Source organism: Stenotrophomonas sp. YJH_SMC_19, assembly GCF_059367915.1.
In genome coordinates this window covers 74967-97435 of the sequence record NZ_JCAFRI010000017.1, presented here as the reverse complement: position 1 = coordinate 97435, position 22469 = coordinate 74967, and the positions used below count along the sequence as shown (strand labels likewise).

General features: G+C 67.2%; 25 protein-coding genes. 10 read left to right on the top strand and 15 right to left on the bottom strand.

The genetic code is table 11. The features are described from left to right. Positions 1-118 (top strand): integrase core domain-containing protein (locus tag AC5P5R_RS16635; protein ID WP_143566020.1); only part of this gene is annotated, 118 nt, incomplete at its 5' end. 129 nt (positions 119-247) lie between these two features. Here AC5P5R_RS16635 and AC5P5R_RS16630 read toward each other — a convergent pair. After that, complete coding sequence (locus AC5P5R_RS16630; protein ID WP_100438971.1) at positions 248-1504, bottom strand: MFS transporter; 1257 nt, start codon at positions 1502-1504, stop codon at positions 248-250. Positions 1505-1627: 123 nt separating this feature from the next. Further along, positions 1628-2254 (bottom strand): signal peptidase I, encoded by a 627-nt coding sequence (lepB, locus tag AC5P5R_RS16625; protein WP_005407648.1) that lies wholly within the window; start codon positions 2252-2254, stop codon positions 1628-1630. 175 nt (positions 2255-2429) lie between these two features. On the opposite strand from lepB, the gene AC5P5R_RS16620 reads away from it, so the two are divergent. Together AC5P5R_RS16620 and AC5P5R_RS16615 are read left to right on the top strand one after the other, a co-directional pair. Beyond that, the gene (locus AC5P5R_RS16620) at positions 2430-2831 is read left to right on the top strand and encodes a hypothetical protein (RefSeq protein ID WP_005411912.1); all 402 of its coding nucleotides are present in this window, start codon (positions 2430-2432) and stop codon (positions 2829-2831) included. Positions 2832-2834: 3 nt separating this feature from the next. Beyond that, positions 2835-3281 (top strand): 3-dehydroquinate dehydratase, encoded by a 447-nt coding sequence (locus AC5P5R_RS16615; RefSeq protein WP_004153636.1) that lies wholly within the window; start codon positions 2835-2837, stop codon positions 3279-3281. A 380-nt stretch (positions 3282-3661) separates the two neighbouring features. Here the strand turns inward: AC5P5R_RS16615 and dcp are convergent, their stop codons facing one another. The 3 genes from dcp to arfB all read right to left on the bottom strand — a co-directional run bounded on the left by dcp (position 3662) and on the right by arfB (position 6968). Further along, positions 3662-5818, bottom strand: coding sequence for a peptidyl-dipeptidase Dcp (dcp, locus tag AC5P5R_RS16610; protein WP_065183506.1), 2157 nt, complete (start codon positions 5816-5818; stop codon positions 3662-3664). A 111-nt stretch (positions 5819-5929) separates the two neighbouring features. Beyond that, positions 5930-6532 (bottom strand): lysophospholipid acyltransferase family protein, encoded by a 603-nt coding sequence (locus AC5P5R_RS16605; protein WP_005407645.1) that lies wholly within the window; start codon positions 6530-6532, stop codon positions 5930-5932. 4 nt (positions 6533-6536) lie between these two features. Beyond that, positions 6537-6968 carry an alternative ribosome rescue aminoacyl-tRNA hydrolase ArfB gene (arfB, locus tag AC5P5R_RS16600; protein WP_005407644.1) on the bottom strand — a complete coding sequence of 144 codons (432 nt, stop codon included), beginning with the start codon at positions 6966-6968 and terminating at the stop codon, positions 6537-6539. A gap of 133 nt (positions 6969-7101) precedes the next feature. Here arfB and AC5P5R_RS16595 point away from each other — a divergent pair, with 133 nt between their 5' ends. Then, positions 7102-7629, top strand: a complete 528-nt coding sequence (locus tag AC5P5R_RS16595) for a DUF2059 domain-containing protein (protein ID WP_005407643.1) — start codon at positions 7102-7104, stop codon at positions 7627-7629. Between the two features lie 76 nt (positions 7630-7705). Here the strand turns inward: AC5P5R_RS16595 and AC5P5R_RS16590 are convergent, their stop codons facing one another. Together AC5P5R_RS16590 and AC5P5R_RS16585 are read right to left on the bottom strand one after the other, a co-directional pair. Then, the gene (locus AC5P5R_RS16590; RefSeq protein WP_005411909.1) at positions 7706-8446 is read right to left on the bottom strand and encodes a pseudouridine synthase; all 741 of its coding nucleotides are present in this window, start codon (positions 8444-8446) and stop codon (positions 7706-7708) included. Positions 8447-8625: 179 nt separating this feature from the next. Next, complete coding sequence (locus AC5P5R_RS16585; RefSeq protein ID WP_100438973.1) at positions 8626-9213, bottom strand: O-methyltransferase; 588 nt, start codon at positions 9211-9213, stop codon at positions 8626-8628. A 166-nt stretch (positions 9214-9379) separates the two neighbouring features. Here AC5P5R_RS16585 and AC5P5R_RS16580 point away from each other — a divergent pair, with 166 nt between their 5' ends. The 4 genes from AC5P5R_RS16580 to AC5P5R_RS16565 are packed head-to-tail and all read left to right on the top strand — an operon-like array spanning position 9380 to position 12512. Next, positions 9380-9991, top strand: coding sequence for a PIG-L deacetylase family protein (locus AC5P5R_RS16580; RefSeq protein ID WP_005407640.1), 612 nt, complete (start codon positions 9380-9382; stop codon positions 9989-9991). Then, positions 9991-11130 carry a glycosyltransferase family 2 protein gene (locus AC5P5R_RS16575; protein WP_043035696.1) on the top strand — a complete coding sequence of 380 codons (1140 nt, stop codon included), beginning with the start codon at positions 9991-9993 and terminating at the stop codon, positions 11128-11130. The genes AC5P5R_RS16580 and AC5P5R_RS16575 overlap by 1 nt, the downstream gene beginning before the upstream one ends. Continuing rightward, on the top strand, positions 11117-11722 hold the full coding sequence (locus AC5P5R_RS16570) for an LbetaH domain-containing protein (protein WP_087802879.1): 606 nt from the start codon (positions 11117-11119) through the stop codon (positions 11720-11722). Before AC5P5R_RS16575 ends, AC5P5R_RS16570 begins: the two co-directional genes overlap by 14 nt. A gap of 4 nt (positions 11723-11726) precedes the next feature. Then, positions 11727-12512 (top strand): YaiO family outer membrane beta-barrel protein, encoded by a 786-nt coding sequence (locus AC5P5R_RS16565; protein WP_100438974.1) that lies wholly within the window; start codon positions 11727-11729, stop codon positions 12510-12512. 52 nt (positions 12513-12564) lie between these two features. Here AC5P5R_RS16565 and ubiB read toward each other — a convergent pair whose 3' ends face one another. Beyond that, positions 12565-14220 (bottom strand): ubiquinone biosynthesis regulatory protein kinase UbiB, encoded by a 1656-nt coding sequence (ubiB, locus tag AC5P5R_RS16560; RefSeq protein ID WP_012478774.1) that lies wholly within the window; start codon positions 14218-14220, stop codon positions 12565-12567. Continuing rightward, positions 14217-14852: a ubiquinone biosynthesis accessory factor UbiJ gene (locus AC5P5R_RS16555; RefSeq protein WP_005411902.1), complete on the bottom strand. Its 636-nt coding sequence runs from the start codon at positions 14850-14852 to the stop codon at positions 14217-14219. Before AC5P5R_RS16555 ends, ubiB begins: the two co-directional genes overlap by 4 nt. Positions 14853-15271: 419 nt before the next feature. Between AC5P5R_RS16555 and ddlA the strand changes: the two genes are divergently transcribed. Next, a complete protein-coding gene (gene ddlA / locus AC5P5R_RS16550) occupies positions 15272-16366 on the top strand; it encodes a D-alanine--D-alanine ligase (protein WP_044571124.1) in 1095 nt (364 codons plus the stop codon). Positions 16367-16442: 76 nt separating this feature from the next. On the opposite strand, the gene AC5P5R_RS16545 is transcribed toward ddlA, so the two are convergent. From AC5P5R_RS16545 to oleC, 3 genes are all read right to left on the bottom strand, one after another. Continuing rightward, on the bottom strand, positions 16443-16598 hold the full coding sequence (locus AC5P5R_RS16545) for a DUF1328 domain-containing protein (RefSeq protein WP_005407633.1): 156 nt from the start codon (positions 16596-16598) through the stop codon (positions 16443-16445). 81 nt (positions 16599-16679) lie between these two features. Beyond that, positions 16680-17672 (bottom strand): 2-alkyl-3-oxoalkanoate reductase, encoded by a 993-nt coding sequence (gene oleD / locus AC5P5R_RS16540; protein ID WP_005407632.1) that lies wholly within the window; start codon positions 17670-17672, stop codon positions 16680-16682. Then, positions 17669-19327, bottom strand: coding sequence for an olefin beta-lactone synthetase (gene oleC / locus AC5P5R_RS16535; RefSeq protein WP_024956304.1), 1659 nt, complete (start codon positions 19325-19327; stop codon positions 17669-17671). Before oleC ends, oleD begins: the two co-directional genes overlap by 4 nt. A gap of 104 nt (positions 19328-19431) precedes the next feature. Between oleC and AC5P5R_RS16530 the strand changes: the two genes are divergently transcribed. Continuing rightward, a complete protein-coding gene (locus AC5P5R_RS16530; protein ID WP_100438977.1) occupies positions 19432-19863 on the top strand; it encodes a YkgJ family cysteine cluster protein in 432 nt (143 codons plus the stop codon). Positions 19864-19977: 114 nt separating this feature from the next. On the opposite strand, the gene AC5P5R_RS16525 is transcribed toward AC5P5R_RS16530, so the two are convergent. The 3 genes from AC5P5R_RS16525 to AC5P5R_RS16515 all read right to left on the bottom strand — a co-directional run bounded on the left by AC5P5R_RS16525 (position 19978) and on the right by AC5P5R_RS16515 (position 22400). Next, on the bottom strand, positions 19978-20868 hold the full coding sequence (locus AC5P5R_RS16525; protein ID WP_088435791.1) for an alpha/beta fold hydrolase: 891 nt from the start codon (positions 20866-20868) through the stop codon (positions 19978-19980). A 94-nt stretch (positions 20869-20962) separates the two neighbouring features. Continuing rightward, the gene (locus AC5P5R_RS16520; protein WP_049429808.1) at positions 20963-21979 is read right to left on the bottom strand and encodes a 3-oxoacyl-ACP synthase III; all 1017 of its coding nucleotides are present in this window, start codon (positions 21977-21979) and stop codon (positions 20963-20965) included. 103 nt (positions 21980-22082) lie between these two features. Beyond that, positions 22083-22400 (bottom strand): DUF4156 domain-containing protein, encoded by a 318-nt coding sequence (locus AC5P5R_RS16515; RefSeq protein ID WP_005407628.1) that lies wholly within the window; start codon positions 22398-22400, stop codon positions 22083-22085. Positions 22401-22469 lie beyond the last annotated feature (69 nt).

The window sequence follows — 22469 nt, the reverse complement described above, 5'->3', positions numbered from 1 at the left end:
TTCCGTGCTGACCCAATGGCTGCACCACTACAACTGGCACCGCCCTCACATGGGGATCGGTGGCCAGCCACCTATTTCCAGAGTCCTGCTGAACAACGTGGTGGGTTTACACAGTTAGTCGACTATCGCGCGCAGCGCGGGGTTTTCGCGATCTGATGGAAGAGCAGTCGACTAACAGTCGACTCTACCTCGGCAGACCCGCCACACCGTGGTTGCCGGCCAGCGGCCGGCACTACCGTGCGTTGGGTCACGCCGTGACCGGCTGCGGCGCGCGCTGCTGCAGCGCCCAGACGATGCCACCGCCGATCAGGGTCAGCACGGCGGCGAACGCACACACGCCAAGCCAGTCCCAGGCTGCATAGGCCAGGCCACCCACACCGCCCAGCACGCTGGACCCCAGGTAGTAGGCGAACAGGTACAGCGCCGAGGCTTCCGCACGCATCGCACCGGCGCGGCTTCCAACCCAGCTGCTGGCCACGGAATGACCACCGAAGAAGCCGAAGGTCACCAGTGCGATACCCAGCGCCATCGTGCTCAGCCACGGCATCGCCAGCAGCGCGATGCCGGCGCCGATCAGCGCGAACGAGATCGACAGGATGCGGCCGCGTCCGTAGCGCGTGGCCTGCTGGCCCATCCACGCCGAACTGAAGGTACCCACCAGATAGACGCTGAAGATCAGCCCGACCACGGTCTGGCTGAGATGGTAGGGCGGCGCCAGCAGGTGATAGCCCAGGTAGTTGTAGAGGGTGACGAACACGCCCATCAGTACGAACGAGGTGGCGAACAGCCACGGCAGGCCCGGGTCGGCGAACAGCGTGCGCCAGCGCGACGGCAATTGGCGCAGGCCGCCGCGACGTGCATGGAAGTGCCGCGACGGTGGCAGCTGCAGCCACAGCAGCACGGTGCTGGCCACGGCGATGATCGAGACCACGCCGATGCCCCAGCGCCAGCCCCAATGGTCGGCGATGATGCCGGCCAGCAGGCGCCCGCTCATGCCACCGATGGCGTTGCCGCCGATGTACAGGCCCATCGCCAGGCCCAGCGCGCGGCTGTCCATTTCCTCGACCAGGTAGGTCATCGCTACCGCCGGCACGCCGCTCAGCGCCAGGCCAAGCAGGGTGCGCAGCACCAGCAGCGTGGTCCAGTCGTCCACCAGCGCGGTGCACAGCGACAGCATGGCCGACGCCAACAGCGCAACGATCATCAACGGGCGACGGCCGACCGCGTCGGACAGCAGGCCGGCCAGCAGCATCGCCACCGCCAGCGTGCCAGTGGTCAACGACAGCGACATCGCGCTGCCGGCGGCGGACACGCCGAAGTGACGGCTGAACTCGGGCAGCAGCGGCTGCACCGTGTACAGCAGGCCGAAGGTGGAGAAGCCGGCCAGGAACAGCGCCAGCGCGGTGCGGCGGAAGGCCGGGGTGCCCTGCTGGATGCGGGTGTCGGTGCCGGTATCGAGAATGGAGGGACGGCCTTCAACGGCCGCCGCAGTTTCGCCAGTCATGGAATCGAAGGGCCGGTGGGGACGGCCGGGCGTGGGAGGGAACGGGCCCAGACTAGGCCCGTCCATCCAGTCGATCCATAACCTGATAAGTCAGGATTGATACTCAAGAAGTATCAATTCAGCTTACAGGCGCTGCCACTCGAAACCGTCGCCGCGGCGGTAGTACACCGCCACCGCACGGCCGTAGACCTTGTCGGCATCTACGAAGCCGAAGAAGCGGCCATCGAAGCTGTTGCCACGGTGGTCACCCAGCACCAGCACCTTGCCGTCCGGCACCACCAGGTCGGCGATGTCCGGGCCGCCCCCCATGTCCAGATCGAGGCTGGCACGGCGTTCACCGAAGGCTTCCACATCCTGCAGGTCCGCAGTCTGCAGCGGCTGGCCGTTGATGGTCAGGTGCCCTTCGTGCAGCTGCACATGGTCACCGGCCACTGCGGCAACGCGCTTGATCAGGCGGGTGCCGTCGGCTGGCGAATCAAATACCGCCACTTCGCCGCGCTGCGGCGTGCCGGTGGACATCAGTTCCCTGCTGGTGAATGGCAGGCGCAGGCCGTAGGCGCGCATGTCCACCACCACCCGGTCGCCGGGCTGCAGGGTCGGCTGCATCGAACCGCTGGGCACCACGTAGTGGTTGGCGAGGGTATCGCGGGCGGCGGCGAGCAGGCCGAGCATCACCAGCAACGGCAGCGCCTCCTTCTTCAGCCAGGCCAGCGCGCGATCGGAAAAGGGAGGGCGGGCAACGGCGTCCATGGCAGGCTCCGGGTGGGTGGTAGCTGCATCAGACCACACATGGGGGGAGAGGTTCCCGGTAGCGCCGGGTTACGCAGGTTTTACGCGCGGGACCGGCCGCGGGCATCGCACCTTTACGGCCAGCGCGCGCATCGTGTGCCCACCGCGCCGCAGGGCGCATTCCGCAAGGTGTTGTATGACCCTCCTGGTGATCCGCCACGCATCTTCGTCCGTGCCGCGCCCGCAGCTGCCGGCGCAGCTGAACGGCCATCGCGTGCTGTGCAGCGACTGCGCCAGCCTGTCCGAAGTGCGCCAGTGCCTGTGCCAGCCACAGGCGCGTTCGGCCGACTGGGTGCTGCTGGATGTCGGCGTGGCCGACGAGGCGCAATGGCAGGCCGAGGGCGGTGCGCTGCAGGCGGCGCTGGAACGGCTGCCGGCGCAGTACATCGAGTTGCAGGCACCCAGCGAGCCCGGCCTGGAGGCGCGCCTGCGACTGCAGCATGGCCCGGCGGCGGTGGTCATCGACCAGCGCAGCCAGCAGGCCGGTTATCCGTTGTCGCTGGCCATCGTCGGCCGCCGCCTGGCGCAGGAGGGCTGAGCCATGTCGATCTTCATCATCCGTGGCCCGGAAGCCGCCGGTGCGCTGATCCGTACCGCCATGCCGCTGCCGGCACCGGTACTGAAGTCGTTGGTGCACCGGGCGATCGACGCCGGCACCAGCGTGGCGATACGCGCCTGCGGCTCGGAACAGGAACTGCTGGACGCCCTGCGCGTGGCCGACCACAGCCGCGGCGAGGTGACGCTGCTGGACCCGGGTGCGTGTGCAAACAGCCTGCGTCTTCAGCGCCTGCTGCCCTACCTGCACAACGCCTACGTGGAAGTACATGACGACGGCGCGGTGGCCGAGCCGTGCCTGCCGGCCGGTGTCGGCCAGCGCCTGGGCATCGCCGCCGGGTACGGTGCGCAGAGCTATGTGCTGGCGCTGGACATCGCGCTGGATCACCTGGGGCTGGCCGAACAGGCCAACCGGGTACACGTGGGGACGTGATGGCCGGGCTGTGCCCGGCACCCGGTAGTGCCGGCCGCTGGCCGGCAACCTCAACAGCAACAGCAACAGCCAAAGCCGGTTTCCTGGGGGATGGCGGGGTGGGTCCGGTTGCGGAGACGCTGCAAGTACGTCCCTGTAAGCTTGGCCGCGGCATCCATGCCGCGGACACCCCCGCAACCGGACCCACCCCGCCTTCGACAGATCTCCGCGAACTGTCGGAACAGCATGGCCTGCTTTTGGTAGGTGTCGACCTTGGTCGATACATGGATCCACGCCATGCGTGGATGAGCGGCAAACTGCGGAATCTGTCGATGGTATCGATTCAACGAAAAACGGCGGGGTTTCCCCCGCCGTTATTTCTTTCGTACTCCAGGTCGCGCTTATTTCAGCCCGCGGAACTTCAGCAGCGGTTCCACCGACGGGTCCTTGCCGCGGAAATCGCGGTACAGGGTCGACAGCTCCACGCTGTTGCCGCGCGAGAGGATCTTGTCGCGGAATTCCTGGCCATTGGCGGCGGTCAGGCCACCGTGTTCGGTGAACCACTGGTAGGCGTCATGGTCCAGCACTTCCGCCCAGAAGTAGGCGTAGTAGCCGGCCGAGTAACCGCCACCCCAGATGTGGTCGAAGTAGGTGGTGCGGTAACGCGGCGGCACCTGCGGCAGGTCGACCTTGAACTTCTTCAGCGCGCTCGCTTCAAAGGCGCCGACATCCTGCAGCGGCGCGTCAGCCTTCTGCGTGTGCCAGGCCAGGTCCAGCAGTGCAGCCGACAGGTACTCGGTGGTCGCATAGCCCTGGTTGAAGCTGCGTGCCTTGAGGATCTTGTCGACCAGCTCCTGCGGCATCGCCTCGCCGGTCTTGTAGTGCTTGGCGTAGTTGGCGAACACCTTCGGGTCCAGCGCCCAGTGCTCGTTGAACTGCGACGGGAACTCGACGAAGTCGCGCGAGGTGGCGGTGCCGGCGATCGACGGATACTTCACGTTCGAGAACATGCCATGCAGTGCATGGCCGAACTCATGGAACATGGTGGTGACGTCGTCGAAGCTGATCAGCGCAGGCTGGCCGGCGGCCGGCTTGGTGAAGTTGCAGACGTTGTAGACCACCGGCTTGGCGCCGGTCAGGCCGTCCTGCTCGACGAACACGTCCATCCAGGCGCCGCCGGACTTGCTGTCACGCTTGAAGTAGTCGGTGTAGAACAGGGCCAGCGAGGTGCCGTCCTTGTCGAAGACTTCGTACACCTTCATGTCCGGGTTGTAGGTCGGAATGTCGGTACGCGGCTTGAAGGTGATGCCGTACAGCTGGGTGGCGGCGTAGAAGACGCCGTTCTGCAGCACGTTGTCCAGTTCGAAGTACGGTTTTACCTGCGACTCGTCCAGATCGTACTTGGCCTTGCGCACCTGCTCGGCGTAGAAATCCCAGTCCGAGGCGGCAACCTGGAAACCGCCCTTCTGCGCGTCGATCACCTTCTGGATCTCGCCGGCTTCGGCGCGGGCCTTGGCGGTGGCGGCCGGCACGGTGTCGGTCAGCAGCTTCAGCGCGGCGGCCGGGGTCTTGGCCATCTGGTCGCCCAGCTGGTAGTCGGCGAAGGTGTCGAAGCCAAGCAGCTTGGCCTTCTGCGCACGCAGCTGGGCCAGGCGCTGCACGGTCTGCCGGGTGTCGTTGGCATCGCCGCGCTCGGCGCGGGTTTCCGAAGCCTTCAGCACGGCGGCACGCTGGTCGCGGTCACTCAGCGAGCCGAGCACCGGCTGCTGGGTGGTGTTCTGCAGCGGCAGCAGGAACTTGCCATCCAGCTTGCGCTCCTTCGCTGCGTTGGCGGCGTTGTTGATCGCATCCTCGTCCAGGCCGGCCAGCTTGGCCTTGTCGTCGACGACCACGGCGGCGGCCGCGGTGGCAGCCACCAGGCGAGTATGGAACTGGGTGGAGAGCGTGGTCTCTTCCACGTTGAGCTTGCGCAGCGATGCCTTGTCGGCGTCGGACAGCTGTGCACCGGCGCGCACCAGGCCATCGTAGTAGTGCTCGACCAGGCGCTTCTGCACCGGATCCAGTTCAAGGGTGTCGCGCTGGTCATAGATCGACTTCACGCGCGCGAACAGCTTCGGGTCGAGGTTGATCTCGTCCTGGTGCGCGGCCAGCTTCGGCGCCACTTCTTCCTGGATCTTCTGGCGTGCATCGTTGGTATCGGCCTGGACCAGGCCGAAGAAGATGCGCGACACGCGGGTCAGGGTCTCGCCGCTGCGCTCCATCGCCACGATGGTGTTGTCGAAGGTGGCCGGCTCGCTGCTGTCGGCGATCTTGCGAACGTCGGCCAGGTGCTGGCGCATGCCTTCTTCGAAGGCCGGCAGGTAGTCGCTGTCCTTGATCTTGTCGAACTGCGGCGCCTGGAACGGCAGCGTGCTGGCGCTCAGCAGCGGATTGGTGGAGGCTTCGGCCGGTTGCTGGGCCGGGGCTTTCTGGGCATCGGACACGGGGGTGGACTCCTTGCCGGAACAGGCCGCCAGCGCCAGGCTGATGGCGGCGGCCAGGACTACGGTACGCGACATGTAAAACGCTCCTTGGGCAGACGGTATGGAATACCAGCCCTCCACCCTACTCCTGTCGCGCTCGCCCGGCATGTGCCGGACGTGGCGTCTATGCGACGGCCTGCGACCGGCTCAGACCGTGCCGCGGGTCTTGCCGATCCACGGCCGGTAGAACTCGCGGATGGCGGCCATGTCGGCAGCATCGTCGCCGGTCGGCTGGAACAGCGGGCCGATGCCGATGGTCTTTTCCGGGTAATGGAAATAGGCGGCCAGGATCGGCACATCGGCCATCCGGGCGATCTTCAGGAAGCCGGCCTTCCACTCCTTCACCGCCTTTCGGGTGCCCTCGGGGGTGATGGCGAACCACATCTTCTCGTTGTTGCGCAGCAGGTCCACCGCCTGGCCCACCGTGCCCTGCGGCGAGCTGCGGTCCAGCGGGATCACGCCCAGCTTGTGCAGCAGCGGCCCCAGCGGCCACCAGAACAGCGAGGCCTTGCCCAGCACCTTCACCTTCATGCCCAGCGCGATCTTGGCCGCCATGCCCCACAGGCCGTCCCAGTTGGACGAATGCGGCGCGATGATGAACACCAGGCGCGGGATGTCAGGCAGGGTGCCGGTCACCTTCCAGCCGCCCATGCGCAGGGTGCAGCGCGCCAGCCAGCGCAGGAAGGCGTTGGGTTTGACCTGTGGCATCTGCGGCGGCACGGCCGGCAGCAGCGGAGTCGGGTTGTTCAAGCAATCACTCCCAGTCACGTGATGAGCGCCCGCGCTTGATCTGCGCGCGCCCGCGTTTGGCGTCCAGACGACGCAGTTTCGACCCGAGGGTCGGCTTGGTGGCCTTGCGCGGTTTGGGCACGCTCAGCCCGGCCTGGATGAAGGCCGCCAGCCGCTCGCGCGCATCCTCGCGATTGCGATCCTGGGTGCGGAAACGTTGCGCGTCGATGACCAGCACGCCTTCGCCGGTCATGCGCCGGTCACGCCGCGCCAGCAGGCGCGTGCGCAACGGTTCGGGCAACGAGGGCGAGTTGGCCACGTCGAAACGCAGTTCCACCGCAGTGGAGACCTTGTTGACGTTCTGGCCACCGGCACCGCTGGCACGCACGAACCGCTCGACGATCTCGCCGTCGGGGATTTCAAGCTGCGCGTTGATGGTGACCGGTCCACTGCCCATCCGCGCATTGTAGCGGCAGCCACGTGTCGGAGTGCGCATCGCGCGCCGTATGCCGCCGATCAGGTACCGAACACGCCGCCTTCGCCTTGGCTGCGGGTATGCTGGCCGTCCCATGTACCGCAGGAAGCTTCGCATGACCCGCTCCGCACCCGCCCTGCCCTCCCTGCTGCGCCGCGCCGCCCTGCTGCTGGCGCTGGCCGTGGCCAGTGTCCCCGCCCTGGCCGCGCCGCCGACCGATGGCGACATCAACCGTCTGCTGTCCGCGTCACGTGCGCAGAGCATGATCGACACCATGCTGCCGCAGATCGAGGCGATGCAGCAGCAGCAGTTCCAGCAGGTGGCCGCACAGCGCCAGCTCAATGCCCAGCAGCAGGAGCAGCTGAAGCGGATCCAGGCACGGACCAGCCAGACCCTGCGCCAGGCACTGTCCTGGCAGCAGCTGCGGCCGATGTACGTGGACCTGTACAAGAAGACTTTCAGCAAGGAAGACGTGCTGGCGATGGCCGAGTTCTACGAGAGCGCGGCCGGCCAGAGCCTGCTGGACAAGACCCCGGCCCTGATGCAGAACGTGATGGTGGCGATCCAGGCGCGCATGCAGCCGCTGTTCGCGGATCTGCAGAAGGACCTGGAAGCGATCGTCAACGAGCCGGAAAAGAAGTGAGGTCGTGCCGGCCGCTGGCCGGCAACCTCGTACGGTTGGGATCAGGCAGATGCCGGCCAGCGGCCGGCACTACCGTCTATAGGTCCACCTGCCAGCCGAACAGGTCCAGCGCCTTCTGGAACTCACGATCCAGCGGCGCACTGACATCCACGTTGCCACCCTCAGGATGCGGGAAGCGCAGGCGCTCGGCGTGCAGCAGCATGCGGTGCACGCCCTGCATGCGGAAGATGCGGTTGTGGCGGCCATCACCATGGCTGGTGTCGCCGATCATGTGATGCGACAGGTGCTTGAGGTGCCGGCGGATCTGCCGGAAGCGCCCGGTCTGTGGCTGGCAGCGCAGCAACGCATAACGCGAGCTGGTGAATTCACCGACCGGCACCGACAACTCGCCGGTGGCCAGGCGCTGGAAGTCGGTGACCGCCGGCTTTTTCACCGGTTTGCCCGGGCCGCCGTCCAGATCATGATCGACCTGCCAGGCGAGTTCGGCCGGCCAGCCCCGGCAGACGGTCAGGTAGTCCTTCAGCACCTCGCCACCCATCAGCGCCTTGCCCAGCGCACTGGCGGTCTCGCGGTCAAAGGCCAGCAGCAGGCAGCCACTGGTGGCCCGGTCCAGGCGATGCACGAGGAAGATCGGGCGGCCCAGCTGCTCGCGCAGGCGGTCGGCCAGGAAGTCGTCTTCGCCACGGGCCAGCTTGCTGTCGTGGACCATCAGCCCGGCAGGCTTGTTGACCACGGCCAGGCGCTCATCCAGGTGCAGCAGCTGCAGGGGCGCGGTTTCAGTCTCGACCGCGGCGAGGGTGTCAGGTTCGGTGCTCACGGCGGGATTATCGAGGCTGGGCACTGAATGCGGTAGAGCCGGCCGCTGGCCGGCTGCCTGCGGATCGTCTGGCTGCTGGGCTTGCCGGCCAGCGGCCGGCACTACCAGATCAGGCGCGGCCAGCACTACCGGATCATGCGCGGCCAGCACTACCGGATCAGGCGCGGGCAGCACGGCGGTCAGGCGTTGCGTACGGCCAGCAGCTCGCCGTTGCCCACCGGCACCAGGCTGGTGCTGAAGTCCGGATCAGCGTCCAGCAGCACGCGCAGCGGTTCCATCTCTCCCGCATGCGAGGTGGCGTTGTCCACCACCAGCAGGCCACCCGGACGCAGCACGCGGCGCAGCTGCGGCCACCAGCCGGCGTATTGCCCGCGGTCCGAATCGAGGAACAGCAGGTCAATGCTGGCATCGGCGGCCTCTGCAAGCCACGGCCCGGCATCGTCGTGGACCAGCGTGATGCGATCGGCCAGGCCACTGCGCGCGAAGGTGTCACGCGCCATCGCCGCCTTGTCCTCGGCGTATTCCAGCGTAGTCACGTGGCCGTCGATGGCGGCGGCGGCCTCGGCCAGCCACAGCGTCGAATAGCCGTTGGAGGTGCCGATCTCCAGCACCCGGCGCGCAGTGCCGAAGCGCACCAGCACCGCGAGGAATTCGCCCGTGTCTGGCGTGATGTTGAGCATGCGGCGGCCGCGTTCGACTTCACGGGCGTCGTTTTCGGCACCGAAGTGGGCCAGTTCGTTCTTCAGTTCCGACAGATGCAAGGCCATATCCCCGTGAATTCGCTACGAATCAGCGCCCATTGTGGCCTATGCAGGAACAGTTCCAATAATTCCTAGCTCCGCAGCAACTTCCACGTTGCGATAGTTCCCGCCTCCTTCGCGCGGGGACAGCATGCCTGGCCGCCGCGCACCCGGCTTCCGCTAGGACACGGCCATGACATTGAACATTCTGGCAATCGGTGCCCATCCAGATGACATCGAACTCGGTTGCGGTGGCAGCCTGGCAAAGCTCGCCCGCGCCGGCTCACGCATCCATGCACTGGTACTCAGCCGTGGCGGCCGGGGCTGCCACGCCGGCGTCGACCGCAGCGATGAATCGCACCGCGCCCTGCGCCGGCTCGGGGTGGCCGAGGTGATCCAGCAGGATTTCCCGGACACACGATTCCCCACCTGCCGCAACGACATCATTGCGTCGATCGAACAGGTCTGCACGCTGATCGAACCAGGCCGCATCTACACGATGTGTGGCGAGGATCATCACCAGGACCATCGCACCGTTCACGAAGCGTCGATCATCGCCTGCCGCCACATTCCGCAGATCCTCTGTTATGAGAGCCCCAGCACCCTGCCGCAGTTCGCGCCGCAGGTGTTCGAGGACATCAGCGCGCAGCTGGAGCTGAAGATCCACGCGCTGCGCGAGCATGCCAGCCAAGGCGATCGCCACTACATGCAGGAAAGCCACCTCCGCTGCCATGCGCAGTTCCGTGGTCAGCAGATCGGCATCGGTCCCAGCGAGGGCTTCCTGCCCTACCGTCTGGTGCTTTGATGAAGACGCTGTTGTTCCTGGCCATGTGCGCTTTCATCCTGGTACGAATCTGCGTGCAGGCCTCGCGCAGGCCCAGCACCCGCCTGTACAGCATCGACGCGATCGTGCCGGCCTACAACGAAGCCCCCTGCCTGGAGCGCTCGCTGGCCAGCCTGCTGGAAAACCCGTACGTGGCGCGGGTGATCTGTGTCAACGATGGTTCCACCGACAACACGGCTCAGGTGCTTGATGCGCTGCAGGCGCGCTGGCCCGGGCGCCTGGTGGCCGTGCACCAGGCCAACACCGGCAAGGGGGGGGCGCTGATGCACGGATTGCAGCACGCAACCGCCGAGCAGGTGTTCCTGACCGATGCAGATACCCATATCGATCCGCGCAGCCATGGCCTGGGTTATCTGCTGGCCGAGATCGAGCGCGGCGCCGATGCGGTTGGCGGGGTCCCCTCGTCCAGCCTGCAGGGCGCCGGCTTCCTCCCCCATGTGCGCGCCAGCCTGAAACTGCCGATGATCGTGATCAAGCGCAGCTTCCAGCAATGGCTGGGCGGCGCACCGTTCATCGTTTCCGGCTCGTGTGGCCTGTTCCGTACTTCGGTGCTGCGCAAGGTCGGATTTTCCGATCGCACCCGCGTGGAAGACCTCGACATGTCCTGGTCGCTGGTTGCGCAGGGCTATCGGGTTCGCCAGAGCATCCGCTGCGTGGTCTACCCGCAGGAATGCAACACGCTGGTGGAGGAATGGCGGCGCTGGCGACGCTGGATCGTCGGCTATGCGGTATGCATGCGCCTGCATCGCCACCTGCTGCTGACACGCTTCGGCATTTTCAGCATCCTGCCGATGATGCTGCTCGCCCTGGCCGGCATCATGCTGTCGCTGCAGGTATGGTTCGGCGCGGCCCGGCTGCACGGACCGGGTGGCCTTGCCCTGTCGGTGATGCCGCTGTTCTGGACCGGCATCGTCATGCTGCTGGCAGTGATCAGTGCCATCCACCACCGACGTGCGTGGCTGGTGCCGGCGGCGGCCTTCTCGATGCTGTATGTACTGCTCGCCTATGCGATCTGGCTGTTTCATGGCCTGGCGGGGCTGTTCACCGGCCGCGAACCCGTGCGCGACAAGCCGACGAGGTACCCGCATGTGGTGGAATGACCTCGCCGCGATGGCCGAGGCACTGTCGACACTTGCGCCCCACACTGATCCCGACGCGGGGGTCTCGCCACGGGCCACCCTGCAGGGCGCCGTTCGGATCGGTGCCGGCAGTCGCATCTGCGACGGCGCCCATGTCCAGGGTCCGGTGTCGATCGGCCGCGACTGCCTGATCGGCAACAACGCACTGCTGCGCGGCCCGCTGTGCATCGGTGACGGCACGCGTATCGGCTTTGCCAGCGAACTGAAGAACGCACGGTTGGGCAACCAGGTCAGCATCGGCCCGCAGTGCTTCATCGCCGACAGCCGCATCGATGACCGGGTCTATCTCGGCGCCCTGGTGCGTACCAGCAACCATCGCCTGGATGGGGCAACGGTCACCGTCCACATCGGCGACACCGTCATCGACAGCCAGCGCGACAAGCTCGGCGCCTGGATCGGCGAAGGTGCCGCGCTGGGCGTCGGCGTGATCATCCTGCCCGGCCGCATCGTCGCGCCGGGAAGCCAGTTCGGGCCGCGCATCACCGTGGAACGAAACCTGCCGCCCGGCCGCTACCGGCTGCTGCAGTCATTGCATTCCCAACCCCTGGAGTAACCCCATGCGATTGATCATCCGTGGCGCACTGCCATGCGCCCTGCTGCTGGCTGTCTGCAGCGCCCACGCCGGCGTCGACCGTGTCACGGTGCAGCTGGACCATGCCGACTACAGCGATGGCTTCGGCAAGCGCGACGTACAGACCGTGGACGTGGCCGGACGCAGTGGCGGCAGCAGCTGGCACCTGGGGTTGGCCCATGGCGAGCGTGACTACGGCAGCAGGCGATTCGGCGGCAACCGCATGCAGGGCTCGCTGCACCATCGCTGGAGCCCGCGCCTGTCCACCCGCACCGCTGTCACGGCATCCAACGATGATCCGGTGTTCGTCAACCGCCAGGTGAACCAGGACATCCAGTGGAAAGTGACACCGCAGACCGTACTGAGCGTGGGCGGCAAATACGCCCAGTACCATGCCGGCGCCCATGTGAGCGGCTGGTCGGTGGGTGCCTCGCATTACTTCCCGCGCGTGACTGCCTCACTGCGCCACGAGCGGCACCGCCAGTCCAATGGACCGGATGGGCATGGCACCACACTGTCGCTGCGGCTGAAGGATGGGCAAGGCCGTGGTTCGACCCAGCTGTGGCTGGGCAGCGGCACGTCCGGCTACACCGCCGAGTCCGATCCGCTGCTGCTGCGCGAGCACGATGCACGGCGTGCCTTCCTGCGCCGCAGCCAGCCATTGGGTGAGCATCTGGTGCTGGACGTGGGTATCGGCAAGACCTGGCACAAGACGCGCCTGGACAGCTTCCAGAGTGTGCAGTCGCACCTGGGCCTGGGCTACCACTGGTGAGCCCGTGGTTGGTCGGCGGCATGCAGTGCCGCCGATCTTCAGCCCGCAGGAGTCAGCGCCACCATGCGCGCGCCAGCGCCACCACGCCGACCGCACCGGACAGCCAGCTCCACGCCGGCACGTCGCCCCAGTACCAGCCCGGCGGCTGCAGCACATACATCAGTGCAGCGATGGCGAGCAGGCCCACACCGGTGATCGCGCCCACGGCGCGCTTCTGCAGGCGCTGCAGGCTGGCGTCGAGCGCGACCAGATCGCGCGAACGCATCGCCAGTTCGTGGCGGCCTTCCACCTGCTGGGTCAGCCAGGCGTGCACCAGCCGCGGCATGTCCGGCGCATGGGTCATGATTTCCGGCAGGCGCTTGCCCAGCTCGCGCACCACCCGGCGCGGGCTGTAGCGCTCGCGCAGGATCTTCGCCAGCACCGGCTTGGCCACCGCCCAGATGTCGATCTGCGGGTCCAGCTGGCGGCCGACGCCCTCGATGTTCAGCAGGGTCTTCTGCAGCAGGATCAGCTGCGGCTGCAGCGTCAGCTGGTAGCGCTGCGCCACCCGGAACAGCTTCATCAGCACTTCGGCCAGCGAGATCTGCGACAGCGGACGGGTGAAGTACGGCTCGCACACTGAACGCACGGCCGCTTCCAGATCGTCGATGCGTACGTGGTCGGGCATCCAGCGTGCCTGCACGTGCAGTTCGGCGATGCGGCGGTAATCGCGGTTGAAGATGGCCATGAAGTTCTCGGCCAGGTAGTACTGATCTTCCTGCGACAGCTGGCCCATGATGCCGAAGTCCAGCGCGATGAAGCGCGGATTGGCACGGCGCGCCGGATCGGTGTCGACCCAGATGTTGCCGGCGTGCGCGTCGGCGTGGAAGAAGTTGTCGCGGAACACCTGGGTATAGAACACCCGCACGCCCTTGGCGGCCAGCGCCTTGCGGTCGATGCCGGCCTTGTCCAGTGCAGCGATGTCATCGGACGGAATGCCCCAAACGCGCTCCAGGGTCAGCGCGCGCTCGGCGGTATGGCTCCAGATCACTTCCGGCACGTACAGGTCGTCGCTGTTTTCCCAGAAGCGGCGCAGCACGCTGGCATTGGCGCCTTCGCGCTGCAGGTCCAGCTCGGCGGCCAGGGTGTTCTCGACCTCGGCCACCACTTCGCGCGGCCGGATCTTGTCGGCGCGCGGATGGGTGCGCTCGACCAGGGCGGCCAGCGAATTGAGCAGGGCGATGTCGGCGTCGATCTGCTTCTCGATGCCCGGGCGAAGTACCTTGACCACCACCTGGCGGCCATCGGCCAGCGTGGCCGCATGCACCTGCGCGATCGAGGCCGAGGCCAGCGGTTCGGTGTCGAAGCTGGCGAAGGCCTCGCTGACCGGCAGGCCGAGCGCGTCCTCGACGATGCGGCGCGCGGTCTCGCCATCGAACGGCTTGACCCGGTCCTGCAGCAGGGTCAGCTCGTTGGCCACGTCCGGCGGCACCAGGTCGCGGCGGGTGGACAGGATCTGGCCGAACTTGACGAAGATCGGGCCGAGGTCCTGCAGCGCCAGGCGCAGGCGCGCACCGCGCGACTGCGAGGCGATGCTGGCCGAGGCGCGCGGCACGAACGGCTTGGCCAGGCGCAGCCAGCGTTCGGCCGGCGTGCCCTGCAGCAGGTCGTCGAGGCGGTAACGCAGGATCACCCGGCCGATGCGGCTGGCCCGCAGCACGGCCTTCATGCGGCACCCCGCAGGCGCTGCACGCGTGCACCAAGGCGCTCCACGTCATCGCGCAGCACATCCACGTCGTCGTGGAAGGCATCCAGCTCGGCGCGCGGCACCACATCGCGCGACTCCTCGGTGATGAACTCAGCGGCGCTGTGGGCCAGATCGATCGCCCCCTGGCGCGCGTGCTGCAGGGCGCTGCGCAGGGTGTTGGCGACCTGCACGCCCAGTACTTCGCCGAATACGCTGACGAAAGGCTGCTGCCAGTCCGGATCGAAGCCCTTGGCCAGCTGCTGCAGGCGGCGCGCCAGCTCGGCATCGCCGGCCACGCGCACACGGCCCTTGCCGTTGTTGTCGCCGCGTCGTGCGTTGGCCAGCAGTGGCAGCTGCGCCAGCACGCCGGCCAGGCTGCTGCGCACGGCCAGGTCGGCTTCCTGTGCATCCACCGGGCCGACCCGCAGCTGGTCGCCGTCGACGCTGATGCGCATCGCCAGCGACGGCGCTTCCAGGGTCAGGTCGATATGCCGGCCGTCGAGGCTGGCCAATGCATGGCGGGTATCCGGATCCAGCGCCAGCGCGCGGTTCAGGGCGATCTGCAGGGCGCGGCCAGCGACCGGCTTGAGGGACTTGAGCAGGGAGAGAGCCATGTGTGCATTCTACCTGCGTGGGTGGGGGGCTTGGACCGGGCTGCCGGGCTGCCGCCCGGCACCCGTGGTAGTGCCGGCCGCTGGCCGGCAAGATCAACATCAAAAGCTGGCTATCCGTGGGATGGCGGGGTGGGTCCGGTTGCGGGGGACGCTGCAAGTACGTCCATGTAAGCTCGGTCGCCGCATCCATGCGGCTCACGCCCCCACAACCGGACCCACCCCGCCTTCGACAGTTTCCTGTCGTCCGTGGGGTCGGATCCCGTTGTAGCGCAACGGGCTCCGACCCCTGTTGATGGGCCATGAGGACGGTAGATCCACGCCATGCGTGGATGGATTTCTGGTTCATCTGTGCCTCACGCGGTGGGCCGATGAAGGTTCATGCTATGGGGCCACGCAACGCACAGGACATCGCATTCCCCATGGCACGGACCCGGGTTGGCATCATTTTCGGGGGCAAGTCTTCCGAGCACGAAGTTTCGCTGCAGTCGGCGAAGAACATCCTCGATGCGCTTGATCGCGAGCGCTTCGAGCCGGTGCTGGTCGGCATCGACAAGCAGGGCCAGTGGCATCTGAGCCAGCCGGATACCTTCCTGATCAATGCCGATGATCCGTCGCTCATCGCGCTGCATCGCTCGGGCCAGTCGCTGGCGGTGCGCCCGGGCGCCGAGCAGGCGCAGCTGCAGCCGTCCGATGCGGCCAGTGCGCTGGGCCAGATCGATGTGGTGTTGCCGATCGTGCATGGGCCACTCGGCGAAGACGGTGCGCTGCAGGGGCTGCTGCGCATGATCAACCTGCCCTTCGTCGGTTCGCCGGTACTGGGCTCGGCGGTGGCGATGGACAAGGACGTGACCAAGCGCCTGCTGCGCGACGCGGGGCTGCAGGTGGCGCCGTGGCTGTGCATCCGCCGCCATGAGGCCGCGGAGGTGGATGCCGATGCGGTGATCGCCCAGCTCGGCCTGCCGCTGTTCGTGAAGCCGGCCAACCAGGGTTCGTCGGTGGGTGTGAGCAAGGTCAAGGATGCGGCGGGCTTTGCCGAGGCACTGGCATTGGCGCTGCGCTACGACCACAAGGTGCTGGTGGAATCGGCGGTGGTCGGCCGCGAGATCGAATGCGCGGTGCTGGGCAACGAGCACCCGCAGGCCAGCGTATGCGGCGAGGTGGTGGTGCACGACGAGTTCTACGCCTACGACACCAAGTACATCAATGCCAATGGCGCTGACGTGGTGGTGCCGGCCGACATCGACGCCGCCACCCAGGCGCGTATCCGGCAGATCGCGCGGCAGGCCTACCAGACGCTGGAGTGTGCGGGCATGGCGCGCGTGGATGTGTTCCTCACCGCAGACGGCGAGATCGTCATCAACGAGGTCAACACGCTGCCGGGCTTCACCCGCATCAGCATGTACCCGAAGTTGTGGGGCGCCAGCGGTGTTGACTACACCACGCTGATCACGCGCCTGATCGAACTGGCGTTGGAACGCCATGAGGCCGATCGCGGGCTGCAGAGCGCTGTGTAACGTGGTGATCGCCCGCAGAGTCGAGCATGGCTCGACTCTGCGGAAAGCGATGCCGGCCAGCGGCCGGCACTACCGGCTAGCCTCGCTTGCGGAACATCGAGATCACCGCAAGAATCAGGAACACCACGAACAGGATCCAGGCGATGTTCGTTGCGGCGCCGGCGATACCGGAGAAACCCAGAACGGCGGCGATGATGGCGATGACAAAGAAAATGATGGCGTAATGCAGCATGGCGCTCCTCGCGGGTGGTCGAGCCTTGGATGGCGTGGCTCCATCCTCCCGATCCTGCGGTGTGCAACCAGTGATGGCGATCTATGCAGCAGATGAAGCCTTCAGCCTCCGCAGCCCTTCTTCGATGCTGACCTGCGGCACATAGCCGAAGTCACGGCGCGCCGGCTCCATGCTGTACCAGTGCGGCGTGCACAGCTGTTCGGCCAGGAACCGGGTCAACGGCGGTTCGCCGCGCAGGCGCAGCAGCGGCCACAGCCGCTCGCAGATGGCGCCGATACGGTACGCGGTCTTGAAGCTGATCGCCTTGTCCACGGTCGGTGCACCCACCGCCTGCAGCAGCTTGTTGACCAGCTCGCGCATCGGCAGCGGTTCGCCGTTGGAAATGAAGTAGGCCTTGCCTGCACATGCGGCACCGGGCGCCAGTGCCTCGAAGGCGAGGAAGTGGGCAAGCGCGGCGTTGTCGATGTAGGTGGTATCGACCTTGTTGCTGCCATCGCCCACCAGGCGCAGGCGGCCCTGTCGTGCACGTTCGGCCAGGCGCGGTACCAGTTGCTGGTCGCCAGGGCCCCAGATCAGGCGCGGACGCAGCGCCACCGTCGCCAGCGACGCGTCATTGGCTGCCAGCACGCGCTGTTCGGCAATCGCCTTGGTGGCCGCATAGGGCGCCTGGAAATCTTCGCCGTACGGCACCTCGTCGGCGCCGAGGCCTTCCACCGGGTGGGTAGCCCGGTGCGTCACGCTGGGCGTGGAGGTGTACACCAGCCGGCCGATACCGTGCGCGCGGCAGGCGGCGATGACGTTGTCGGTGCCGACCACATTGGCCTGGTGGTAGCTGTCATAGCTGCCCCACGCACCGGCCTTGGCACCGTTGTGGAATACCGCATCGACGCCGGCCACCGCATGCAGGACCGCCTGCGGGTCGGCCAGGTCGCCACGGATCTGGCCCACGCCCATCACCTGCAGCTCCGGGTAATGGCTGCGGTTGAACGCCAGTACCTGGTGGCCACGTTCGACCAGCCCGCGGCACAGCGCCTGGCCAAGGAACCCACCACCACCGGTGACCAGGATCTTCATGCGCGCTTCTCCAGTTCGGCGCTGGCCCAGACGGCGAGCTTCTCGCGGCCGATCTTGGCGTTGTGACGGATATCGACGGGGAACGCCGGATGCACCAGGAAGTGCTGCAGGCCGGCCTCAGGCGTGCGCGCTGCGGCATGCGCACGCAGCGCTTCCTGCAGCGCCGGGCTGTCGGACTGGCCGCGCAGCAGTTCCACGCACAGCACCGGCACCTGCGCACCGGCGGCGCCGACACCGACCAGCGCGGTGCGCGCCACGCCTGCGACGGTGTTGAACACCGGCTCGACCTGTTCGGTGTACAGCGGTCCGCGCGCGGTTTCCACGCGCTGCGTCTTGCGCCCGCAGAACCACAGGCGACCCTGCGCATCGAAGTAACCGACGTCGCCCATGCGATGCACCACGCGGGTGCTGCCATCGGCCAGCGTCTCGCGGATCTTCGCTGCAGCCGTGGCCTGCGGGCGGTTGAAGTAGCTGTCGGTGGCGGTCGGGCCAGCCACCGTGATTTCTCCCACTTCGCCAACCGCCAGCACGCGCGCCTGCGACCAGTCGGCCAGCGGCGCGTCATCGATGGCGATGATGCGCACTTCGTTCGGCGCCACCACGCTGCCCACGCAGGTGCCGGCGCCGGCCTCGGTGGCGGCGCGCGTGCGTTCCAGCTCGCGGCCTTCGACCACCGCTACCGGCAGGCACTCGGTGGCGCCATACGGCGTCCAGAACTGCGCGTCGGCCGGCAGCAGGCTGCGGATGGTGGCGACCACGTCCGGCGGCACCGGCGCACCCGCCGAGGTCACCCGGGTCACCGTCGGCAGCGGCCGGCCATGCTTCGCCAGCACCCGCATCAGCGCCGGCGAGCCGAACAGCTGGGTCACGCCGAAGCGCTGGATGGCGTCGTGCAGGCGGGCCGGGTCGGCCTGTGCCGGCCGGGTCGGGTCCATGTCCGGGATGACCGAGGTCAGGCCCAGCGCAGGATCGAACAGGGCGAACGGCGGGAAAGTCGGCAGGTCCACCCCGCCCGCTTCCATGCCGAAGGCGCTGCCCAGCAGCTGGATCTGGCCGACGAAGTGGCGGTGGCGGTAGACCACGCCCTTGGGCACGCCGGTGGAGCCGCTGGTGAACAGGATCGCGGCCATGTCCTCGCCGTCGGTGGCGGCCAGCATCGGCCCACCCTTGGCGCCGGCGCGCTCCAGCGCGGCCAGCGTGGTCCCGCCCCAGCCGAGGCGGCGGCCCACGGTCACCAGGCGCGCCGCCGAGGGTGCCCAGCGCAGCACCAGCCGCGCCACGTGCGCCAGCGGAATGCCGATGAAGGCCTCCGGCTGCGCCTCGTCCAGGCACTGCTTCAGCGCGCGCCTGTCGATGCCCGGGTCGACCAGCACCGGCACCGCGCCCAGCTTGAACAGGGCAAACATCAGCAGGAAGAACTCCGGCGACGGCCGCACCATCACCACCGTGCGCACTCCACGGCCGATCCCGTAGCCGGCCAGGCCGGCCGCCATGGCGTCGCTGCGGGCGTCCAGCTGGCGGTAATCCAGGGTCACGTCGTAGGCGGCCATGCCGTTGCCGGCGCCACGGCGGCCAGGGCAGCGGATGGCGATCTGATCAGGCCGTTCACGCGCCAGTTCAGGCAAGCGGGCGGCAATATTGCAGGGTCGGTTCATCCGTTCATTGTCGCCGCTTACGGAATTTCTTGCGCGGCGGCCCACTTCGTGGAAAATCCGCACCCTCGTTCCTGATTCCGACTGCCGCCCGAGGCGGCTTGCCCATGCAACATCCCTGCATGACCTGCGGCGCCTGCTGCACCCAGTACCGCGTGGCCTTCCACTGGATGGAATCAGACGAGGTCACCCCCGGCGGCGTGCCGCACCAGCTCACCGAGGTGCTGGACCCGCACCGCCTGTGCATGCGCGGCACCCATTCCAAGCCGGTGCGCTGCGTGGCGCTGGATGCGCAGATCGGCGTGTATTCACGCTGCACCATCCATCCCAACCGGCCCAGCGTGTGCCGCGAGGTGGATGCATCGTGGGAGTATGGCAAGGCCAGCCCGCAGTGCGACAAGGCGCGCATCACCTATGGCCTGGATCCGTTGACGCCGGCCGACTGGCGCTGGCGCGATGACGCCGACAACGACGACGACCATCCGGACGACAACGGCAACAGCCCTTCCTCGCCGCCGCAGGCGCCGGTCGCCGCGTAATGGTAGTGCCGGCCGCTGGCCGGCAACCTCATCAACCCTTCGGGTGTGCCGACCCACGGTCGGCACCCACCGGAAGAGGAAGGGGTGGGTGCCGACCGTTGGTCGGCACACCGATCAGATCGGGTTGGCGTCCAGGAACGCGCGGATCTCCGGCACCAGCACCTCGTGCTTGTCTTCCAGCACGTAGTGGCCGGCGTCCTCGAACGCATGCACCTGGGCCCGCGGCAGCGCGGCCTGGAAGCCCTTCAGGAAGTGGTGGTCGAACACGAAGTCGCGCAGGCCCCAGCCGAGGAAGGCCGGCCGGTCGGCGAACGACGGCAGCGCCTTGCCGGCACGCTCCAGCAGCGACCACGCCTTGTCGGCCGGCGACAGCGGGATGTCCTGCATGAAGCGGATGGTGCTGATGCGGTTGGCCCAGCTGTTGTACGGCGACACGTAGGCGCGGCGCACGTCGGCCGGCATCTTCCGCTCCACGCCCAGCCACGAGGCACCGGAGGAGAACGCGTTGAAGGTGCGGATGATCCACTCGCCGATCTTCCAGTGGCGGCCCAGCGCGATCTGCCACGGCATCTTCTTCGCCGCCGGCATCGGGAATGCAGCGGTATTGAGCACCACCAGGCGCTTGACCTGGTCGTGGTGCGACAGCGCCCAGCCGAAACCGATCATGCCGCCCCAGTCGTGCACCGCCAGGGTCACCGGACCGGTGATGCCCAGGTGCTTAAGCAGCGCATCGAGGTCGTCAACGCGCGACTGCAGCGTGTACTCGTAGCGGCTGTCATCGGGCTTGTCCGACAGGCCCATGCCGATGTGGTCCGGCACGATGCAGCGGTACGTGTCCGACAGGCCGGCGACCAGCGTGCGCCAGTAATAGCTCCACGACGGGTTGCCATGCACCATCACCACCACCTCGCCGTCGCGCGGGCCTTCGTCGAGATAGTTCATCGACAGGCCGGGGCGTACCTCGAAGCGCTGCGGGTGGGCGGGGTAACCGGGAAGCTGGGACATCGGATCGCACCTGTAGAAAGGGCCGGTAAACCGGCCCTTGAACACTTGGAAAAATCATCGCTGCCCGTCGTGCAGCAGGTCAGCGGTGACTCTTTTACCAGACCACTTCAGCCATCGAGCAGTTCAGGCCCGAGCCGATACCCAGAAGCGCGATGCGATCGCCCTTCTTCAGCTTGCCCAGCTGCTTGAGCTTGCTCAGCACGATCGGCACCGAGGCCGGGCCGATGTTGCCGTGCTCGCCGAAGATGGTCATCACCTTCTTCGGGTCGATGCCGAAGTTCTTGATGAACGCCGCGGTGTGCGGCTGGCTGACCTGGTGGATCACGAACTGGTCCAGCTCTTCCACGGCCCAGCCCAAGGCGATCTTGGCAGCGCTGAAGGTCTTCTGTGCCAGCTTGATGCCTTCGATCAGCAGCAGGCGGGTGTCGGTGACCATGCGGTCCAGGTTGCCCAGGCACAGCTGGTTCCACTCGGTGGCCGAGCGCGTCACGCCGCCCTTGTAGCGCGGCGCGTCCGGCACCAGCTCCGAGCGCGCCATCACCATCGCCGCGGCACCCGAACCGGTGGTCAGGGCGGCTAGCTCGTTGCGGAAATCGTCGGCGGTGACGTCCGGGGCGGTCATGCGCTCCAGGGTCTTCTCGTACACCAGGTTGGCGGTCTCGCCGTCCACCACCAGCGCGTAGTCGATGTCACCGCGCTCGATCATGCGCGCGGCGATGTCCATGCCGTTGATGAAGGCCAGGCAGGCATTGGCGACGTCGAAGGTCATGCACTCGTCGCTGACGCCGAGGTTGCCCGAGACGATGGAAGCCGTGGACGGCTCCAGGTAGTCGCGGCTGACCGAGGTGTTGACCAGCAGGCCAACCTGCGTCGCATTGATGCCTGCGTCTTCCAGTGCCTTGCGGCCTGCCATGGTGGCAGCGTCGGACGCCAGCACGCCGTTGTCCCACAGGCGGCGCGCGTGGATGCCGGCGATGTCGCCGAGCACGTCGGTGCGGATACCCAGGCGATCCAACGTCGGCTGCAGGCGTTCGTTGATTTCCTTGGTGGTCAGCGTATGCGGCGCGTCGACGTGTGCCAGGCCGGCGATCGAGACATTCTTGAAGAGCATCGAGGTTAGCGCCAAGGCTCAGGCAAAAGGGGGCGCTATTCTATAACCCCCGGGGCCTTCACCGCATCTTTACGAATTCAGCCTTGGCCGTATGGTGAAGCGTTCAGCGCGGCGGGCACTGGAATGCGGCGAAGCGCTGGCTGCCATCGGCCGGGGCCGCGGCGGCCTGCACGGCATTGGCGCCTGCGCTCGGGGCCTCGTTGCGGGCCAGGGTTTCCAGCTCTTCCTGCACGCGCAGCGGGTTGCGGTTGTAGAAGCCGACCTTGCTCTTCACGGTCACCACCACCTCGCCCTTGGCGATGCAGCCAGCGGGAACCGGGCCTGCCGGCAGCACGCGGGTCGCCTTGCCGGCCGGTTCGATCGGCACCCAGGTACAGGCGGTGACGGTGAGCAGCAGGGAGGAAAGCAGCAGAACGCGCATGGGCAGATCCTGGAAGGGTATGGAGGGATTCTGCCTGAACCGCCTGAATCGGGGGTAGCCGGTGGGGGA

Coding starts and splice junctions, on each gene's coding strand:
- AC5P5R_RS16630 (WP_100438971.1), bottom strand. CDS start 1,504: ATGACTGGCGAAACTGCGGCGGCCGTTGAAGGCCGTCCCTCCATTCTC.
- lepB (WP_005407648.1), bottom strand. CDS start 2,254: ATGGACGCCGTTGCCCGCCCTCCCTTTTCCGATCGCGCGCTGGCCTGG.
- AC5P5R_RS16620 (WP_005411912.1), top strand. CDS start 2,430: ATGACCCTCCTGGTGATCCGCCACGCATCTTCGTCCGTGCCGCGCCCG.
- AC5P5R_RS16615 (WP_004153636.1), top strand. CDS start 2,835: ATGTCGATCTTCATCATCCGTGGCCCGGAAGCCGCCGGTGCGCTGATC.
- dcp (WP_065183506.1), bottom strand. CDS start 5,818: ATGTCGCGTACCGTAGTCCTGGCCGCCGCCATCAGCCTGGCGCTGGCG.
- arfB (WP_005407644.1), bottom strand. CDS start 6,968: ATGGGCAGTGGACCGGTCACCATCAACGCGCAGCTTGAAATCCCCGAC.
- AC5P5R_RS16595 (WP_005407643.1), top strand. CDS start 7,102: ATGACCCGCTCCGCACCCGCCCTGCCCTCCCTGCTGCGCCGCGCCGCC.
- AC5P5R_RS16585 (WP_100438973.1), bottom strand. CDS start 9,213: ATGGCCTTGCATCTGTCGGAACTGAAGAACGAACTGGCCCACTTCGGT.
- AC5P5R_RS16580 (WP_005407640.1), top strand. CDS start 9,380: ATGACATTGAACATTCTGGCAATCGGTGCCCATCCAGATGACATCGAA.
- AC5P5R_RS16575 (WP_043035696.1), top strand. CDS start 9,991: ATGAAGACGCTGTTGTTCCTGGCCATGTGCGCTTTCATCCTGGTACGA.
- AC5P5R_RS16570 (WP_087802879.1), top strand. CDS start 11,117: ATGTGGTGGAATGACCTCGCCGCGATGGCCGAGGCACTGTCGACACTT.
- AC5P5R_RS16565 (WP_100438974.1), top strand. CDS start 11,727: ATGCGATTGATCATCCGTGGCGCACTGCCATGCGCCCTGCTGCTGGCT.
- ubiB (WP_012478774.1), bottom strand. CDS start 14,220: ATGAAGGCCGTGCTGCGGGCCAGCCGCATCGGCCGGGTGATCCTGCGT.
- AC5P5R_RS16555 (WP_005411902.1), bottom strand. CDS start 14,852: ATGGCTCTCTCCCTGCTCAAGTCCCTCAAGCCGGTCGCTGGCCGCGCC.
- ddlA (WP_044571124.1), top strand. CDS start 15,272: ATGGCACGGACCCGGGTTGGCATCATTTTCGGGGGCAAGTCTTCCGAG.
- AC5P5R_RS16545 (WP_005407633.1), bottom strand. CDS start 16,598: ATGCTGCATTACGCCATCATTTTCTTTGTCATCGCCATCATCGCCGCC.
- oleD (WP_005407632.1), bottom strand. CDS start 17,672: ATGAAGATCCTGGTCACCGGTGGTGGTGGGTTCCTTGGCCAGGCGCTG.
- oleC (WP_024956304.1), bottom strand. CDS start 19,327: ATGAACCGACCCTGCAATATTGCCGCCCGCTTGCCTGAACTGGCGCGT.
- AC5P5R_RS16530 (WP_100438977.1), top strand. CDS start 19,432: ATGCAACATCCCTGCATGACCTGCGGCGCCTGCTGCACCCAGTACCGC.
- AC5P5R_RS16525 (WP_088435791.1), bottom strand. CDS start 20,868: ATGTCCCAGCTTCCCGGTTACCCCGCCCACCCGCAGCGCTTCGAGGTA.
- AC5P5R_RS16520 (WP_049429808.1), bottom strand. CDS start 21,979: ATGCTCTTCAAGAATGTCTCGATCGCCGGCCTGGCACACGTCGACGCG.
- AC5P5R_RS16515 (WP_005407628.1), bottom strand. CDS start 22,400: ATGCGCGTTCTGCTGCTTTCCTCCCTGCTGCTCACCGTCACCGCCTGT.